The organism is Colwellia sp. BRX8-9, assembly GCF_014077245.1.
In the GTDB taxonomy this organism is placed as follows: Bacteria; Pseudomonadota; Gammaproteobacteria; order Enterobacterales; family Alteromonadaceae; genus Colwellia_A.
Map to the genome: position 1 here is coordinate 217990 of NZ_JACGVN010000007.1, position 17289 is coordinate 235278.

General features: G+C 36.3%; 8 protein-coding genes. All 8 read right to left on the reverse strand.

The annotated features are described in order from the left end of the window. Window positions 1–148: 148 nt before the first annotated feature. The 8 genes from H4J70_RS08390 to H4J70_RS08425 all read right to left on the reverse strand — a co-directional run bounded on the left by H4J70_RS08390 (window position 149) and on the right by H4J70_RS08425 (window position 16157). A complete protein-coding gene (locus H4J70_RS08390) occupies window positions 149–364 on the reverse strand; it encodes a hypothetical protein (RefSeq protein ID WP_182250921.1) in 216 nt (71 codons plus the stop codon). 457 nt (window positions 365–821) lie between these two features. Next, on the reverse strand, window positions 822–2099 hold the full coding sequence (locus H4J70_RS08395) for a lipopolysaccharide assembly protein LapB (protein ID WP_182250905.1): 1278 nt from the start codon (window positions 2097–2099) through the stop codon (window positions 822–824). Window positions 2100–2566: 467 nt separating this feature from the next. After that, window positions 2567–10018: a BspA family leucine-rich repeat surface protein gene (locus H4J70_RS08400; protein WP_182250922.1), complete on the reverse strand. Its 7452-nt coding sequence runs from the start codon at window positions 10016–10018 to the stop codon at window positions 2567–2569. A gap of 483 nt (window positions 10019–10501) precedes the next feature. Beyond that, a complete protein-coding gene (locus H4J70_RS08405) occupies window positions 10502–10837 on the reverse strand; it encodes a hypothetical protein (protein WP_259368024.1) in 336 nt (111 codons plus the stop codon). Between the two features lie 433 nt (window positions 10838–11270). After that, window positions 11271–11774: a transposase gene (locus H4J70_RS21015; RefSeq protein ID WP_182250934.1), complete on the reverse strand. Its 504-nt coding sequence runs from the start codon at window positions 11772–11774 to the stop codon at window positions 11271–11273. A gap of 250 nt (window positions 11775–12024) precedes the next feature. After that, window positions 12025–14205 (reverse strand): hybrid sensor histidine kinase/response regulator, encoded by a 2181-nt coding sequence (locus H4J70_RS08415; RefSeq protein ID WP_182250923.1) that lies wholly within the window; start codon window positions 14203–14205, stop codon window positions 12025–12027. Further along, window positions 14202–15062: a phosphate/phosphite/phosphonate ABC transporter substrate-binding protein gene (locus H4J70_RS08420; protein ID WP_182250924.1), complete on the reverse strand. Its 861-nt coding sequence runs from the start codon at window positions 15060–15062 to the stop codon at window positions 14202–14204. Before H4J70_RS08420 ends, H4J70_RS08415 begins: the two co-directional genes overlap by 4 nt. Before the next feature lie 129 nt (window positions 15063–15191). Next, entirely contained in the window at window positions 15192–16157 is a 966-nt protein-coding gene (locus H4J70_RS08425; protein ID WP_182250925.1) for a porin, read from the reverse strand. Window positions 16158–17289 lie beyond the last annotated feature (1132 nt).

A 17289-nucleotide genomic window follows, 5' to 3' on the forward strand; every position in this document is an offset into this window, starting at 1 on the left:
TACTTATTTGTAATAATGATCTAATTACAGGGTTAGTATTTTTAAATAATAACCCTATTATAATAATTCATTTATTTGTTTAAAGAAATGATCAAACATCTAGTCATTTTGCAAAATAATAAAAATACAGATAAAGCCATAATTTTCCTTATTTACACTTAACAGAATTATATTTTATTTTTAGCTTATCCATTTTCTTCTTAGCTAATTTTACTGCTTCAGAAGAGCTATCAGCAGATACATGAACCATTTTACTAGGACTTCCTCCAACATACGCCCAACACTCATAAGACATTGAAGCTTTTGGAGCGCCACTTGCAATTAACATTACGAAAACGATTGCACTCATAATTGATTTTTTCATTTTAAATCCTTTTTATTTTTGATGTTTAAGTTGATTTAAGTCCAATAATTCAGACTAGCAGAACTAAAAAAGGTTTAAAACCTAAAAGGTTATTTTTTAGCCCATTTATTAGGAGAGACCTTTAAGCTTTTAGAGCAACAAAAACTAATATCATCAGACTATATCAGGCTCTAAATTAAGATTAAGTGATGACAGATCAACGGCAGGTCTATGAGCTTAAACCTGCCTAACAAGTGAACAGTAAATTTCGGTTAATATTCACCTATATATGATAATGGTTTCACCAAATCTTAATGTCCGCAATAGGCCTCTAAAGTGACAATTGTTCTTATTTGCTGTAATAGTCGCTTTCTCCGACAATGTCATTAAAACCTTGATTTATCAAATTATATACTTACTTATTATAAACATATTTAAGCTGTCCATATGATTGTACATATCAAAATTACACAGCAAGTTATGACTTATCAGGAATACGTATTTCAACGTATAGCTTGTTTGTAATGTTATTATATGTCGCATACCAAACAAAACCGTATTCGTATAGGATAAAATTTCGATGGTACTTAAAGCTATTATTCACAACCAATCTACCGACTAATTCATGATGAAGCTTAATCACATCCTTACCACCGCTTAAATCAACAAGCCATATTTCATACAATAGTTGTAGCTCTTTTGCGAATACCGTGCCTCTATTTTTTTGGGTGAGCGTCGATTCAAATACTATTTTTTTATCTTCAAAAATAAAGGCGCTCTTGCCTCTCACAAATTTTTCTACATCTTGATTCTTTTCTTCCCAGATTTTTTCATTATAATCATAGTCTCTGATCCAAGGTCTATTTTTTTCATGGTTAAACATATACTTCAATCGGTAATAAAAGTCATAGCCTGATGTAAAAACCCTCTGTTTTATTGTTGAAACAGCCCAATACTGGCTCCCCATAGACTCTTCAATAAATAACTTTGTCGCAGCTACCCCATTTAACCGTGAATTTGTTAAAGCTTCTAAAGCATTGCTGTCGCCTGTTTTCGCAGCTTTAAGTAGGTGAAACTTATATTTCTTATTGTCGATTGTTTGTTCATAATATAATGCCATATTTGCATTTTCAATCGAACCATATCTATCATCGCCATAGGCCTTTTTCCAATACTTTCCAGCAAGCTCTTTATCTTCATTTATATAGATACCATTAAAAGCATATATACCAAGTAGAGTATAACAATCAGGGTAATGGCCTTTTATAACCGTTTCATAAGCCTGTTTATATTGACCCTGATCGTCATATAACATACCTAGGTAACACCTATTAATTTCATTTCCTGCTTTTATTGAGCGCAGGGTATACTTTATCGCATTATCAAGATCATTTTTTAGACGGTAGAGTGACCCTATAGTCATTGTTAAGTAGATATCTCTTGCTTCCGGTTCATCGATTAGTATATTTTCAATACCGCTTTCATAAGCAGCTAAAAGATATTTTAGCGCTAACGATGTGTTGGATTCTGTCTTCGACAGATAAAAGCCGATATAAAACTTTTTACAGGCATCACCTAGGCCATCACATATAGTAAACTTGGTTTCAGGAACATATTGTATAAACTCCTGATCTAGACTTACCACTTTAATACTCTGATTGTTCTTATCATCGGCAATTGATGAGTTGAAATATGAAATTAAGATGAATAAGCATGGGATAATAGTGAGAATTTTAACTGTTTTAAGAATGGTCATAGTCCGTCATTTTTAGATTTAAATTATCCTTATGAATAAGTATGCTGAGTTGTGGTTAATGAGTCAAATGATACGGTTACTAAGGAATATATTAGGCTCAAAAATAACTGAAATTATTACTTGCCAGAATAGTCACTTTTCCGACAAAGCGGTCATTCGCTTTCTCTAAATTCAAGTCGAAGCTTAAGGCACTTTTGTCATAATTGATAGCTAGGTGAGTCAAGAAGTATAATGACTTTTCAATACAAATTTAGGAAGTAAGCCTGATATTCATGGGTAATATCTAATTTTTATTAATAATAGGGTTAAAGTCATATCGATATTAACCCTATTATTTCAAATATAATTTTGGTGCTACCACTCTAATTTTAAAAGTAGTCTATGGCATTACTAAACACGATTTTGTCACCACATTTAACATCCAATTAGTGAATTAAATGTGGCTTTCCTCGGTAGTTTACCGTTTGTTAATTAACGACTATTTGTATGGCATTAGAGCAGTTATCGCCTGTGTTTGATTCACCTGCTATAACCTCAACACACACACCAAAGTAATACTCACCAGATGTACCGATTGAATAACCATTAGTCGTTTTAACTTCATCAGGCAACAACAGAAAGGTAAATTCACCAATAACTATTTCAGTATCTGTGGCCGTAATAACATTATCTTCAGAGTTATAGAATGTTAAGTTAGCTTGAGGCGTGGAATCATCTCCTATGTTTCTGAACACACCCGTAAAGTTTATTGATTCGCCTGTACTATACTCTGTTTTTTCAACATTAATTTCAGCAACTAAGTTAGGTTCACTTACGGTGTAAGGCCAAATAGGTTCAGTGACTAAGCCGCTATTAGAGAAATATTCATGAGACTCTACCTTCGATACATCCCAATTGGATATATCGCCATTAAAGCTATCTGCGTTATAAAACATGTAGCTCATATCAGTCACAGCGCTGACGGCCCAATTGGATATATCGCCATTAAAGCTATCTGCGTTATAAAACATACTGTTCATATCAGTCACAGCGCTCACGTCCCAGCTTGATAAATCGCCATCAAAGGTTGAAGCGCCAGCAAACATACTCTCCATATCAGTCACAGCGCTGACGGCCCAATTGGATATATCGCCATTAAAGCTATCTGAGCCATAAAACATGAAGCTCATATCAGTCACACCGCTGACATCCCAGCTTGATAAATCGCCGTTGAAGCTTCGTGAACCATAAAACATGCCCTCCATATTAGTTACAGCACTGACATCCCAATTGGATAAATCGCCGTTGAAGCTTCGTGAACCATAAAACATGCCCTCCATATTAGTTACAGCACTGACATCCCAATTGGATATATCGTCATTAAAGCTACTTATGCCATAAAACATGTCTCTCATATCAGTTACAGCGCTGACATCCCAACTGGATAAGTCGCCATTAAAACTTTCAGCTTGATAAAACATGTGGCTCATATCAGTCACAGCGCTGACGTCCCAATTGGATATATCGCCATTAAAGCTATCTGAGCCAAAAAACATGAAGCTCATATCAGTCACAGCACTGACATCCCAATTGGATAAATCGCCATTGAAGCTTCGTGAACCAGAAAACATACTGCTCATATTAGTCACAGCGCTGACGTCCCAATTGGATATATCGTCATTAAAGCTACTTATGCCATAAAACATGCCCTCCATATTAGTCACAGAGCTAACATCCCAATTGGATAAATCACTATTAGAGAGAGCTAGACCATCGAACATGTATCTCATATCAGTCACAGAGCTAACATCCCAATTTGATAGATCGCCATTGAAGTTTTGTGTAACATAGAACAGGCCGCCCATATTAGTCACAGAGCTAACATCCCAATTTGATAAATCACTATTGAAGCTTTCTGCATAGTAAAACATTCTCCCCATATTAGTCACCGCACTAACATCCCAATTGGATAAATCACTATTGAAGTTTTGTGCACCATAGAACAGGCCGAACATATTTGTCACAGAGCTAACATCCCAATTGGATAAGTCGCCATTAAAAGCGTCAGCTTTGTAAAACATAAAGCTCATATCTGTCACAGCAGTTAAATCGGGAGCATCTACGGCATTAATTTTCAAGTTAACGCAATTAGCAAATGCCCCTCTCATTGATTGCCATTGAATGTTCCCCCACTGTTCAATGCTAAAAATCAAATCTTTAGAGCTAGAAATAATCAATTCGATAACGGGGAAAGTACCCGCTATTTTTACCGTGTATTCTCCTGCGCTTGTATATTCATGTGTAGCATAACCATTTTCGGTGGTTATGGGGCTGCCATCTCCCCAATCAACAGTGTAGTCATACTCATAGTCATAATTTACTGGAATGGTTATTTGTTGGTTATCTTCAACTCGCCAAATCGTGATGAAAGACGTGGTATCATATTGAGGTGGCTCATTACTTGAGTAATTTAGGCTAGCTACCCAATTGACGGTCGCCAAATAATCTAAGGTAGTTTGTGACAAGTCTGTACTTTGTAGATTAACGGTATTTAATGCTTGGTTAGCATCTAAATTGATTTCAACTATTGGATTGTCGTGCAAATCAAGGCTGACAAGACCCGTCATATAACTTAGTTCGCTAACATTTACTATATTGCGGTTACTACAATCAAGTAAAGTTAAATCAGCTAGTGCTGAGCTAGCTTGAGCGGTAACATGCTCTTGTACACAAGCAGCAAATGCTGCGTCGATAAAGGTAACACCCAATACTATATTGTTGTTAGGAACAGTAGTAACTGTTCTATGTGCTTTTATAAAATCTGACGGGTCTATTACGCCAAGATTTTGCATGCTAATCATACCAGCAATAATTGAAGCGCTATCGTTTGCTGTTTGAAAATAGCCACTAGCATAGCCATCTTGAGTATTCCATAAATCGCTAATAGTACCTGGCGATTTATTTCTTAATTCAAAATGAAGATGTGAAGGGGATAATGTCATTCCCTCTACTGAATTATTACCTTTCGCAATTCGACCAATCATTTGGCCTTTAGTTATAGCTTGAGGAAGGCTAAAGCTATCAGTGTTTGAGGATATTGCACCATCGACTTCTGATAATGCAGTAACATGCGTGTAAACTGAGTAAATTTCACTGCTATCTTGTAAGGTATGTTTGATAGCAATAGTCCACGCTCCTTTCTGCGGCGTACTATAACTAGAACGAATACCAAAGAGTTCACCATTCGCCACTGCGTATACTGGCTCACCAGCATCACTGTCACTCGAACCTTTATTCCAATCTTCACCTGGATGTAACCCAGTAAAATAGCTGTAATAACTCCCAACATCTTGCGCATTACGCCAGCTTGATGATACGTAATCTGCCGAACATTCTGTGTTATCTCCATTACACGAGCGACTATGATTATCTTCAATTCCTATTTGTGTCTCATAGGCGCTATTCGATTCTATTGAGAGTTGCTCTGAAAATTCAATAACAGCACCGTTATCATCTATACCTTTATGACCTAAAGGGTAATCAAAGGTATAAGCAACCGCTACATCTGGTTGCGTAATGTTAATAGTTAGGTTATTAGCACCTGTGATGATATCTCCACCTTCGGCACCAGGTTTATTTTTTACATAAAATTTTAATTGCGTTAGTTCTGTTTCAGGTATGTCGCAGGTAATTGTCGCTGCTGTTCCTGCGCTGTTTAAGGTTACTGATGTACACGTATCTGAATGTTCAAGAGCCATGGCTAAAGTATTTGGTAGGTTAGTACCACTTACTGCAAAGAGTACATCTGAAGTGCCTGATATGACAGTTCTTGGATTAAGGTCGATAAACTTGGGGATTAAAGTAGGTGGTACCACTGGAATATCTGTGATTTCTATCGAATGCGTTCCGTTTGCCATTACTAAGTCTTCTATTTCATAGACGGTTAGTGTTGAATCACCTTCTGTATCGCTTTGACACATCATGGTATAGCTTGTTGATGACACTAAAACTTTCTCGTCACAAAGTGCACCTTGTATTTCAGCACTCATGGTTTCTGGGAAATTTATACCTGTAATAGTAAATGGGGTTGGAGTGTCAACATATGCAGCTAAAGGTATTATAGAGACAACTTCTGGCGTACCATTTTCAGGTACCTCCCAAGAAAAACCATAGCCAGGGAGTGCAAGTAAATAATCAATAGTTGCTTGCGTTAATGGATTGTCGTCAATTCTAAGATGTTCTAACGGGGCGGTTTGTGGGATAGCAATTGTGGTTAAGTTATTACTATTTATTAATAGATTCGTTAACTCGGTATTATTACTAAGATCTATCTCGTTTAAACTATTATTTGAAAGAAGTAACACTTGTAGCAAAACGTTATTATTGATATTTATGTTTTGGAATTCATTGAACATAAGATCTAATTCAACTAATACTGTGTTATTGGTTAGGTCTATCTCTTTAAGCTGGTTACTTGACGCAGAAAGTGAAATGATATTTTTGTTTTTACTTATATCAAGTGTTTGTAGCTTATTATTGCCTACATTTAAAAAGGTTAAATTAACGTTTGATTGAAGGTCTACACTTTCAAGCTGATTAAATGACAAATTAAGCTCTTCTAATTGAGTATTAGTAGTAACATTAATTTCAGTCAAACTATTTTCAGTTAAATTTAATTTCTCAAGGTTTGTTAAGGTACTCAAATCTATTTTAGTTAATGAATTTCTTGATAAATCTAACGAATTTAGTCCCGTTAAAAATTCTAGGCCTTGAGCATTGATTATTTGTTGATCATTGCAACTTAACACTTGTAGGTCAGCTAAATTATTAATGCCTGTTGTATCTACATGACTTTGTACACATTTCGCTAAAGTTAAATCAGAGAAACTTACACCTTTTACGACCTTTAAAGCATTTTCATCTAGGTCTGTAGAATCGCTTGGCTCTACAACGGCAATTGTTATATTGCGTTTGCTGAGTATGCGGCCACCTTCACTGCTACTGCTACGAACTTCACACATTAAGCTACTAACGCCTGTTTGTAACATTTCTAATTCAAAAGACGTAACGATGTTGTCACGGCTTGCTAGCTGATGAATATATTCATATTGAGATAATTTAGAATAATTACTATTTTCTGAAGAACATAAAACACGGATACCTGAGGCATCTTTGTCTAAAACATTATTGAAATAAGGAACATATATATTAGCCTTTAAATCAATTTGATAAAGTTGATTAACAAACATTCTACTAGGTGCATCGACGACTAATACAGATTCCCAATCGGTTTCACTACTGTTACTGCCATTTAAAATTAATAACTGATATAACTTGTCGTCAAAATCATCTATCAATTGAGATTTGTTATAGTCAGTAAATATCCAGCCATTTTCGAGTGAAAGTCTTGATGAAATCTCTTCTAAATACAATATTTCATCTGCAATAGTAAGACTACTAAGCGGATAATTAGCTTTTTGCATTAAGTCTAAGTTACCGCCATAAAGTACATAGGTATTTAATGCATCGTAAGAAATATTAGCGTTGTTACGCAACTCACTAACATTATCAAGGCGAAATGTAGCATTAATAGCATAAAGGCCGTTTATTGCTTGCTTAGCTACTCCTGTAACTGCGTTTATACAAGCTTTTGATTTGCTTTGAAATGAATAGCCGTCTTTTGCTGGCAACCAACACCCCGCAGTATTTAATACATTACCCAGTGTGTCACTAATACCATTTCTAATGTCATTAGAAACCGTTTCATCTTTATTTTTTGGGATTAATGCTAAGTCAATGAGTTGCTTTGATGATGCTGCGAGCTTTAGTATATCTTTACCTTTGGCTATATTTTTAAGGTTTTTAAAGTTAGCATCAGGTAAATTTGAAATTAATTCGTCATATTCTATGAAAATATTTGCAATTAGGGTTATGCTTTTCCCTGCTTTCAAAGTAACAACTATATTGTCTAAAAATGTGTAATAAATCTTTTTATCATTATCATCAATATCGTATGTCGCTATAAGTTTTTTTAATGTCGCTATATAAGCTATCAGAGCATCGGTACATTTTAAGTTGAAAAGTCCACCGTCTTCTTTTGCACTTTGATAACAGCTTTCTGTTTTCAAAATAAATGAAAGTGTTTTGGTGGTTAGCTGTCGGTATTGTTCAATCTGCTTTTTATCAGAATCAGTTAAATCAGCACTTTCCATAATAAATGGCATTATGTCTTCAACAAATTCATTCAATATAACGGTGTTTTGCAAAATTAACTTTGCTGCTATACCCCTACCACTTTCGCTTAATTTATCGAAACTTGCAGCATTCGAGATGGTATCATTAATTCTATTACCTATAATAACCAAAGAAATGTTTGCGTCTTTTACTTTTTTAACATCAGACACTATTTCATCTTGTAGGATTTGTATTAGTTGTATTTCTTTTGAATATTGAGGCGCGATATAAGCATCAAATAAGTAACTCATTTTGTAAGCATTGCAGTTTGGTGCTGGATTATATTGTTTTAATTTGCTCTCTAACCCTGTGGAATAGTACTCACAGACTTGATTTATGAATAAAGGATTATTTTCGAGCGTATCTCGTACGTGTGATACCGCATCAGCTAATGTTACGATACGTAAATCTAAGTCTTGATTTGCATCAAGCCAACTTACGAGTTCTGTTTCAAATTCATCTTTTGTATTTAAGGAGAATGAAGTATCTGTCATTCGTTCTATTGTGTTAGGTGTGATAGTAATGCCATTACTTGGATTATTATCTTCATCTAATGATTGTAACAATCTCGCAATTGAAACTGCTCTAGTATAGTTATCAAAACTTTCATCACCCTCATTTAACTCAAACGGGCTAACTAATTCGTTACATTGTGTTTGACCTAGCGAGGGTCCATTTTCACCGACACTAAAGATAACAGTATCGCCTGAATAACATTGAAAAGAGCCGTTTACATTAGTGGTGCCATACACTCCATTATTATTGGTATAATATAAACCAGATGTTGGGGAGTCTAAGAATACCCCACTGACTAATACCTTTTCTCGTTCACATAGGTCGCCCACACCATTAGAATTTGTGTCCGACTGTTCTGGATTGGCCGTAAATGGACAATTATCGGTATTGTCACCCAAGCCATCTAAATCACTGTCGGCATATTCGAGGATATTACTCGGGAATAAATCATCAACATCAGGGACACCATCACCATCGGAATCTATTTCTTCTGCTGCTGATGGTAAATCTATAACTTGAACGACAACATCATCACTTGATGTGCCATTTTCATTATCTGTAACTGATAATCTAAATGTTAAAGTTAAATCACCTATATCAGTTTTTGGGCTTGTAAATGTGAAGTTATTAGTTGTATTTCCTTGAAATGGGACATATACATCACCGCTTACTTGAGTCCAAACATATTCACTAATACTACCATCGATGTCATTAACCGCTGAAGATAAAGTGATTTCAGTTTGTTCATCAACAGTGTGGTCTTCACCTGCATTGACTGTTGGTAGCTGATTTACACGCTGTGTAAATATGTTAACACTGTCACTTGAAGTTGCTCCATCATCATCGGTAACGGTTAACTTAAATGCTAGTGTTTCATCTGCATTGATATCAGGGGCTGTATAGCTTGCTGTTGCCGCTTTATCATTTGCCAACGTAACAGAAGTTCCTGACGTTTGTTCCCAGCTATAACTAGAGACAGAGCCATCTGAATCAGTACCAGAGCCTGAAAGTGTCACTTCAGTATTTTCATCTACAGATTGATCGATACCAGCATTTGCTGATGGAGCTAAATTTGTAGCTGGAGGTATTGTTCCGCCTCCAGAATCTGAGCTTCCACCTCCGCCACAAGCAGAAAGTATGGATAGGACGAGAAGCAAGCTTGATAGCTTGCACAGCTTTGATGAATACATTGATTAAATCCCTTTATTATTATGATTACTAAGGTATAAGCTCTATTAATATAAGTCAATTAAATAACATAGGGTTAAAAATTCCCGACCTAAAATTTATTTCAACTAAAGCTTTGAACACGATTTCTAGTCCAAGTAAACAGTCTAAATATTATTTTAGTTAGATATTACTACTAGACCCGCAAGCCGTAAATTTCATCAAGAAAGTATATATATTTCTGTCCTAAACGCTTCTGTCTAGCGGGCTTTGAAGTCATCTGGTGAACGACCTTTATGATGGCGTAGTTATCTATCTGGAAAAATTGTCATACATCTTTTTAACAGTAAAATGCTCAAAACCTATCGCTGTTAATGACCGCTTTAGGCTCCAAGCGGCCTTTCGTCTAATCAATATAATGACTGCTTTATAGAATATTTGTCATTTATTATGTGGCAACGCGTATGTAATTGAGTGGCCATAGTCGATGCAATTGGGTGGCAAAGTCACACGTTATTTTCCAAAAGACGCACGGCAGGCATATCAGCATGTGAACGAGCTTTACCAAAATGCTTAAGTAGTTTGTCAGTTTTAGGTAATTGTGTGACTGAGCCATCAACAGCTAACAGTCTATGGCCTTGCCATTTATCAATGGTTGCAGCTTGATAGAACGTTTGAACTAAATCATCGTTTAATTCAATAAAAGCCTGGTGAGATAGTTTCATTCTTGCTTTACAAAAGGCAGCGGTACTCATTGATTTTGTCGATAAATAACTATCATCGATAACATTAAAAAACCGACAAAGTTCAGCTTGAATTGAACCGTTAAAAGCATTCAACATAAAACTTATTAAACGAGGAAAAGTAAGCGTTCGGTTTCGAGTGAAATCGGTAGGATTTTTAAGATATTTTTGTAAAAATTCAGTTGAATGAATCTTGCTGGTTAGTTTTTGTACTACTTGAATTAAATGGTGAACAGTTCATAGGGACAGTCTCTAAGTTTTTAATTCTTCGTTAGGTTAGCAACTAGATAACTTATTGTAAATCGGAAATTTATCCTTAAGTTAATGACGATCGCCATCATGTTATTACGCACTTGGTGGGTAAAATACTTTATCAATATTAATTTACGTTGCTTCAACGTGTTTTTCACTGAGATATTTCCCCTAATACTATTTTATTTTAGTCCTTTTCGGCAATTGTGGGTAAACCGAACCAGGCTAGCCCTTATCTCCATTCCCGATAATTTAACTTTGCCAATCTGTCACCACTATTTCAGCAATAAGGCGGTGCACGAGGCAAATACAAATGAAGCAATACGTCTGTCACTATCATGCCTGCACCACAACATGGGCAGACAAAGGTAGGTGCTTGCTCATGTGCTTTTGTTTCACCCGATATCTCTTTCTCTAATGGCACTATAGGGACGTTAACTTTTAACAATTTCCGTGCCCTATCCAAGTGCTTCTTACGACCTGTATTGGCAGTCAAACCGTAATGACGAATACGGTGAAAACCACTTGGTAAGACATGCAGTAAAAAACGTAGGATAAACTCATCATGCGTCAGCGCCATAGTTCGATGTCTATTTTGCTCTTTAACACGATAGTTCTTCCACTTGAAACTCACCGTTTGCTTATCCATAGCAACCAGCCGAGAATTCGCGATGGCAACCCGATGTGTATATCGGGATAGATAAGCCAATACTGCTTGTGGCCCTGCAAAGGGTCGTTTGGCATAAACGTACCAGGGGCAAATAGCCCCGAATAAAGTCCGGATCTATGGCTGCAATCTTAACCCTCTTGAAATCATGAAATGAAGGCTTGGTAAATGGGGGGGCGACCATCTATGTGTGAAAACTATTTCAAAGTTGCTTTATTGGATAATATCAAAGGAAAAAAGCTCCGTAGATTAAATTATGTAGAACTTTTTAGGTAAAATTAACTGTTAACTCACGTAGTATCGCATGACAATTTTACTCTGGGAGTTTTCACACAGCCTGAGCTAAGAGCAGACGGTCAGTACAGAACTAGGAATCTAGAACATCCCGTACAACTCGTGATAAATCTTTTGCCCCGTAAGGCTTACTTAAGTTTCCTCTAGCGTCTGCTAAGACACCTTGATTCGAACGTTCTTCACCGTAACCTGATGAAATAATAACTTTTACCTCATGATTTATTTTAAGCATCTCTTCGAATACTTTCTTTCCCGACATCTGAGGCATATTTAGATCTAAAATAACTGCAGAGATTAAGTCCATCTGTTGTGCATAAATTTTTAACGCTTCTATACCACCATTTGCTATTAGTACGCTATAGCCAATGCTTGTCAGCATTTCCTCAGCTATATCTGTAATCATTTCATCATCATCAACGACCAATATGGTTTCTATACCACGCTTTAGGGCAACTGGTTTTTTACTCTCTGTTGGGATTTCAATATGAGCTTTCAACAGGTAGATATGAAAGGTGGCTCCTTTACCTTGCGCACTTTCTATTTCGATAAAGCCATGATGATGTTTTGTGATGATATTATACACCATTGCAAGGCCAAGTCCCTGCCCTTTGTTACTGTCTTTATCCTTAGTCGTAAACATTGGCTCGAAGGCTTTCTTCATAACTTCAGCAGACATTCCACTTCCTGAATCTTTAAAGGACAGGTGTACATAATCACCTTCTATCAATTTAATGCTATCACCGCTTGATACTTGATAACTCTCTGCGGCTATCTGAATATAATCATTATTCGTGACTTCTCTCTCTTCTAAGGAATGTATTGAGTTGGTCGCAAGGTTTAATAATACCTGATGTAATTCTCCATGATTACCCGTTATAAAAAACTCACCTTTATTGAATTTAATTTCTTTTATTATTAGTTTGTTAGTGGTTTCAGTAATTAAGTCGAAGACTTCTTCTACTACATCATAAATATCAATGGTCATATCATTATCAAGATGTGAAGATGAAAGTGACTGAAATTGTTTTGTCAGTTCGACGGCTCGGTTAGTGCTCGTTCTTGTTCTTTCAAGAAATAATTTTTGCTTTTCGTTAAAGTTTTCATTACTCATACTAAGCAGTTCTAAATTCCCAGTTACAGCTGCGAGTATATTGTTAAAATCATGTGCTATACCGCCTGCAAGAGTGCCAATGGAGTCCATATGTTGGTGGATTTGAAGCCGTTCTTCTAAGCGTCTTCGCTCGGTTATATCGCGGGCGATACCTAGCACGCCAAAGAGCTTACCTTTTCCATCTAAGACAGGTGTTTTGATGGTTTCGAATAACCCACGGTAACCACCCTCTGAAAAAGTTAGTTTTTCTTCGTTGGGAAGAGCTGTATTAGCGTACATCGCACGCTGGTCATTTTTTCGGAAAAAATCTGCCAGCTCTTTATCGACAAAGTCGTAATCTGTCTTACCGATAATATCTATTTCTTTGGCGCCAAAAAACCTCTCAAATACTACATTGCAAAATAGATAAACCCCATCAATATCTTTTAACCATATCAAGTCTGGAGCTGCATTCATCAACAGTCTGGTATGATATTCACTTCTTCTTAGCGTTTTTTCGGCTTGTAGGCGTATTATAATCATCTGTTGAAAGGCATGAGTAAGTTGACCAATTTCATCATTACTCACGTTTAAATGATCTAAATTAAAATCCCCTTTAGCTAACTCAGTAATCGCGTCGGTTAATCTGACGAGTGGTTTTCTAATTTGATAGTTTTGAAAAATAATGCCAGTGATAATAATGACACCAAAAATGAATAATATAGTAAATTCTAAGAGATTTAATTCGGTTTCAATTGCGAGTCTCTTTTTACTCCAGTCAGTTAATACAAATACTGTCCCTAGCTCCTCCTCTAAATAACTTAACGCTATACTTATCTCAGTGGTATTTTTATTAACTGAAAAACTAACTTTTTCAAAAGGGTAGATTAATAACCCTGCCGAGTCTTTTACTTGTAATTGTCCCCAAGATTGTTTGTGGATCTGCATTTGAGCATCTAGGAACATATGTAACGTAGCTAGGTCTCCAGAGAGTAAGCTGCGATTAATCTCTGGTATTATGCTTTTAACAATGTCGTTCTGACTCGCTATAAAATACTGTTGGTCATCAGATAGAAGCTTAGGCATCCATAAAAAATGCACTAACGAGCCTATAGCAATATAACCCGTTAAAATTGGAACAATTAATTTATAGCTCAGCTTCATTTGTGGTAGTTACCTACACGAAATTCATCAAGACCTAACTGTTTGACATAATCGTAATCGTCTAATGTAGCTAAGCCCATGTTCTTCATTGGGATCTTACTCAAAAGCTTATTGACGTTTTCATCTTTTGATATTGCCATCAAGCCTTTTTGAACACTATCAGCAATTGCTTTACTAATTCTTGGATGACTTGCAAACGGATGTGGATTAACTTTTTCCGTGCGATAAAGCACTTTCAGTTGATCTTTAATTTTACTTTGTTGCTTACTAAGTGTTCTCTGAACAGCACCACCAGCATCTGTTTGTTTGAATACAACATTTAAAAACACGGAATCATGGCTGTTAACATAGCGTGGCGTAATGCTAATGTTATGTTTTTTATTTAATTCAGCTCTCATTAATAATGATGCGCCGAGCGCGTTTGGGGAAGGAAAAGCGATAGTTTTTCCATCAAGTTGCTTAACATCAGTAATGGATGAGTCTTTACGTACCACTAGGACACCATTTAACTGCCTGCCATGGTCTCGCACTAAGGGAACATATTTTTGGGTATCTTGAGACCAAACTAGGTGGTAAGGGTTCATATAAACAAAGTCGTACTCACCAGCATGCATTGATTTTTCAAAAGCAGGTATGTTAGGAGATCCCTTAATTTTAAACTTGAGTCCCGTTTCCTTTTCAAGCTCTTTTAAAATCGGTAACCAAATACTATGAATAACTTTAATGGCGTACTGAGGAACAACACCAACGATGTAAACTTTATCTGTACTCTGTTGGCTATAGCTGTAACTAGGTAGCGTAAAGAAAAAACTTAAGAATATAGGAAGAGTTTTTTTTATTATTTTAAAATAGCGCATAGTGATTTCCATAGCTTAAGGTTGAGTTCGAGGTTAAGTTAAAGTTAGGGTAAAAACAATAAATCATCTCTATAATAAGTGCCACTAGACGGTACTCTACAACACTTAACTACTTCTGTTAAATGTTAGTTAATAAATATAGCGAGCACCTATAGTAACTATGTCATCGTCTGCATTGATGTCATCTTTTCTTGAACCATACCCCACATACACATTACTTTTATCTCCTAGCTTATAATCGTATAAAAGTGCAAAAGAGCTGCTTTTCTTTTTACCGTCAGCTTCACCTAGCGTAAATTTAACCGTGCCGGTGTCATCTATTTTATAAGACGCTCCGAGCATCATATAATCAGAGCCATCAATATCTTTGGAAGATTCTATTTGCCCACTTACTTTCCAGCTTCCAACCACATAATACCCCCCTATTTTTATTGCTGATTCTCTGTCTGCGCTAACGTCACCGACACCGCCGACATCTCCATCACTAAAATAATCAATAAAAATGAGTGATTGTTTGGTGGCATGCCTGATACCAATGCCGCTTGTTTCGCTATCATCACCTGAGAAAGTGGTATTAACAACGACACTGAAATTATTAAAGCTTGGGGTTGTATAGTTTATAGAATCAGTTAATCGTCCACGGTCATTCCCAGCTCCTGCTGATAAGCGTCGAGAAGATGTTGCCATTAGCACACTTCGTCCCTCTAATTGGGTGCGCCATAGGGGATCTATTTTGGACGAGGTTTGTTTGTAATTACTGGTACTTGTGCCGATGAGTAGTTTGCCAAAGCTCCCTTTAAAACCAATCCATTGATCTCTATCTACTACCGCATCCGTTTTCTTTCTATTCGTTACATCAAGTTGCCATTCTAGTTTGAAAATAGCCTTTATATTATCATTTAATTTTTGGCCGCCTTTTATGCCAAAGGTCGAGGTATTAGAGTTTAGATCGGCATTGCCAGCACTTTTTTTCTTGTCTAAACTTACATGTACATTACCAAAAACACTATAATCAAGCTTTTGAGCATTAGCTCCCCAGCTAAGACACAGTACAGATAAAGAACAAATTATTACTACTTTAGTTCGCTTAAGCATATTAGTTATATTTCGTCATTGATGTATGTAATCATAGTGTATATGGTTCTGTCGCCAACTCAAATTCCGGAGCCTGAGTTGAAGGTGTCGCTTTCCTCAGAGACAACTATGCTGCAAGCGAATAAAATTTCTCCCATACCGTCTTATCTTCTGAGTCAATCATCTGTTATGAATGCTTTTAGTCTCGTTTATTTCCTGCATACCTGAGTTATAAAATATTTATATCGTATCTAACAGTGACCAAAAAACGCGTTCAAAATTTACCGTTGCTAAAGACTCCTCTGTCGGATCACTTGTCGTTAGTTAAGCCAAGGCTAAGGTCAGCTAACGTTACCCTTAGCTTATCTGGCGACAAGAGACCCGACAAACCGGACATTAGCTTTTTCAAAAATACAGATATAATAGAGTATTACTCCTAAGGCGCTTTCACCTCCTTAGCGAGTTAAAAACTATAAATTAGTGGCCAAAATTTATTAACCATTACATACTTACCTACAGTTTTAAAATCAAGAGCTCTTAAGGTCTCATTAATAATTACTGTAACTCTAGACTAATTGCTAGGGTTGTGGAATCCAGACGTCCCAATAGAAAAATAAATATGTATTCTTAGTGAATGTCCGCTCCGTATCCAAGTGCTCGTTAGGAAAGTGCAAAATTAGCGTTCTGAGATGAAACACCACAGGCAGTATTGAGTTTAAACCTGCCCCACAAGTTAGTACAAGATTTTGGCTAATCTTGTCCTAAATATGCTCATGAACCAGCAAAGGCTTAATGTCCGCAACTGGCTCAGGCTGTGTGAAAACTATTTTGAACTTTCGTAATTTGGAAATATCAACGAAAAAATGCTCTGTAGATTTAAATCTGTAATAAGTTTGGCGTCAAACTACCTTTGAATTTACGTAGCGTTGCATAAAAATTGTAAGCTGAGAGTTATCACACAGCCTGGGCTATTAGCGGAAGTCACTCGTAGCTTCCGATTAGCGCGCCAAGAGAACATTAGCACTAATAAATATCCGTGCTAAAAATGAAAGCGATTTGGGAATTTGGATTAACTGTCACTTTTGTCACCGAGAAGACGTTAGATGTTGTAATTTAAATGTTTTTAGTTTTTAGTTTAGTTTTTAGTTTTTAG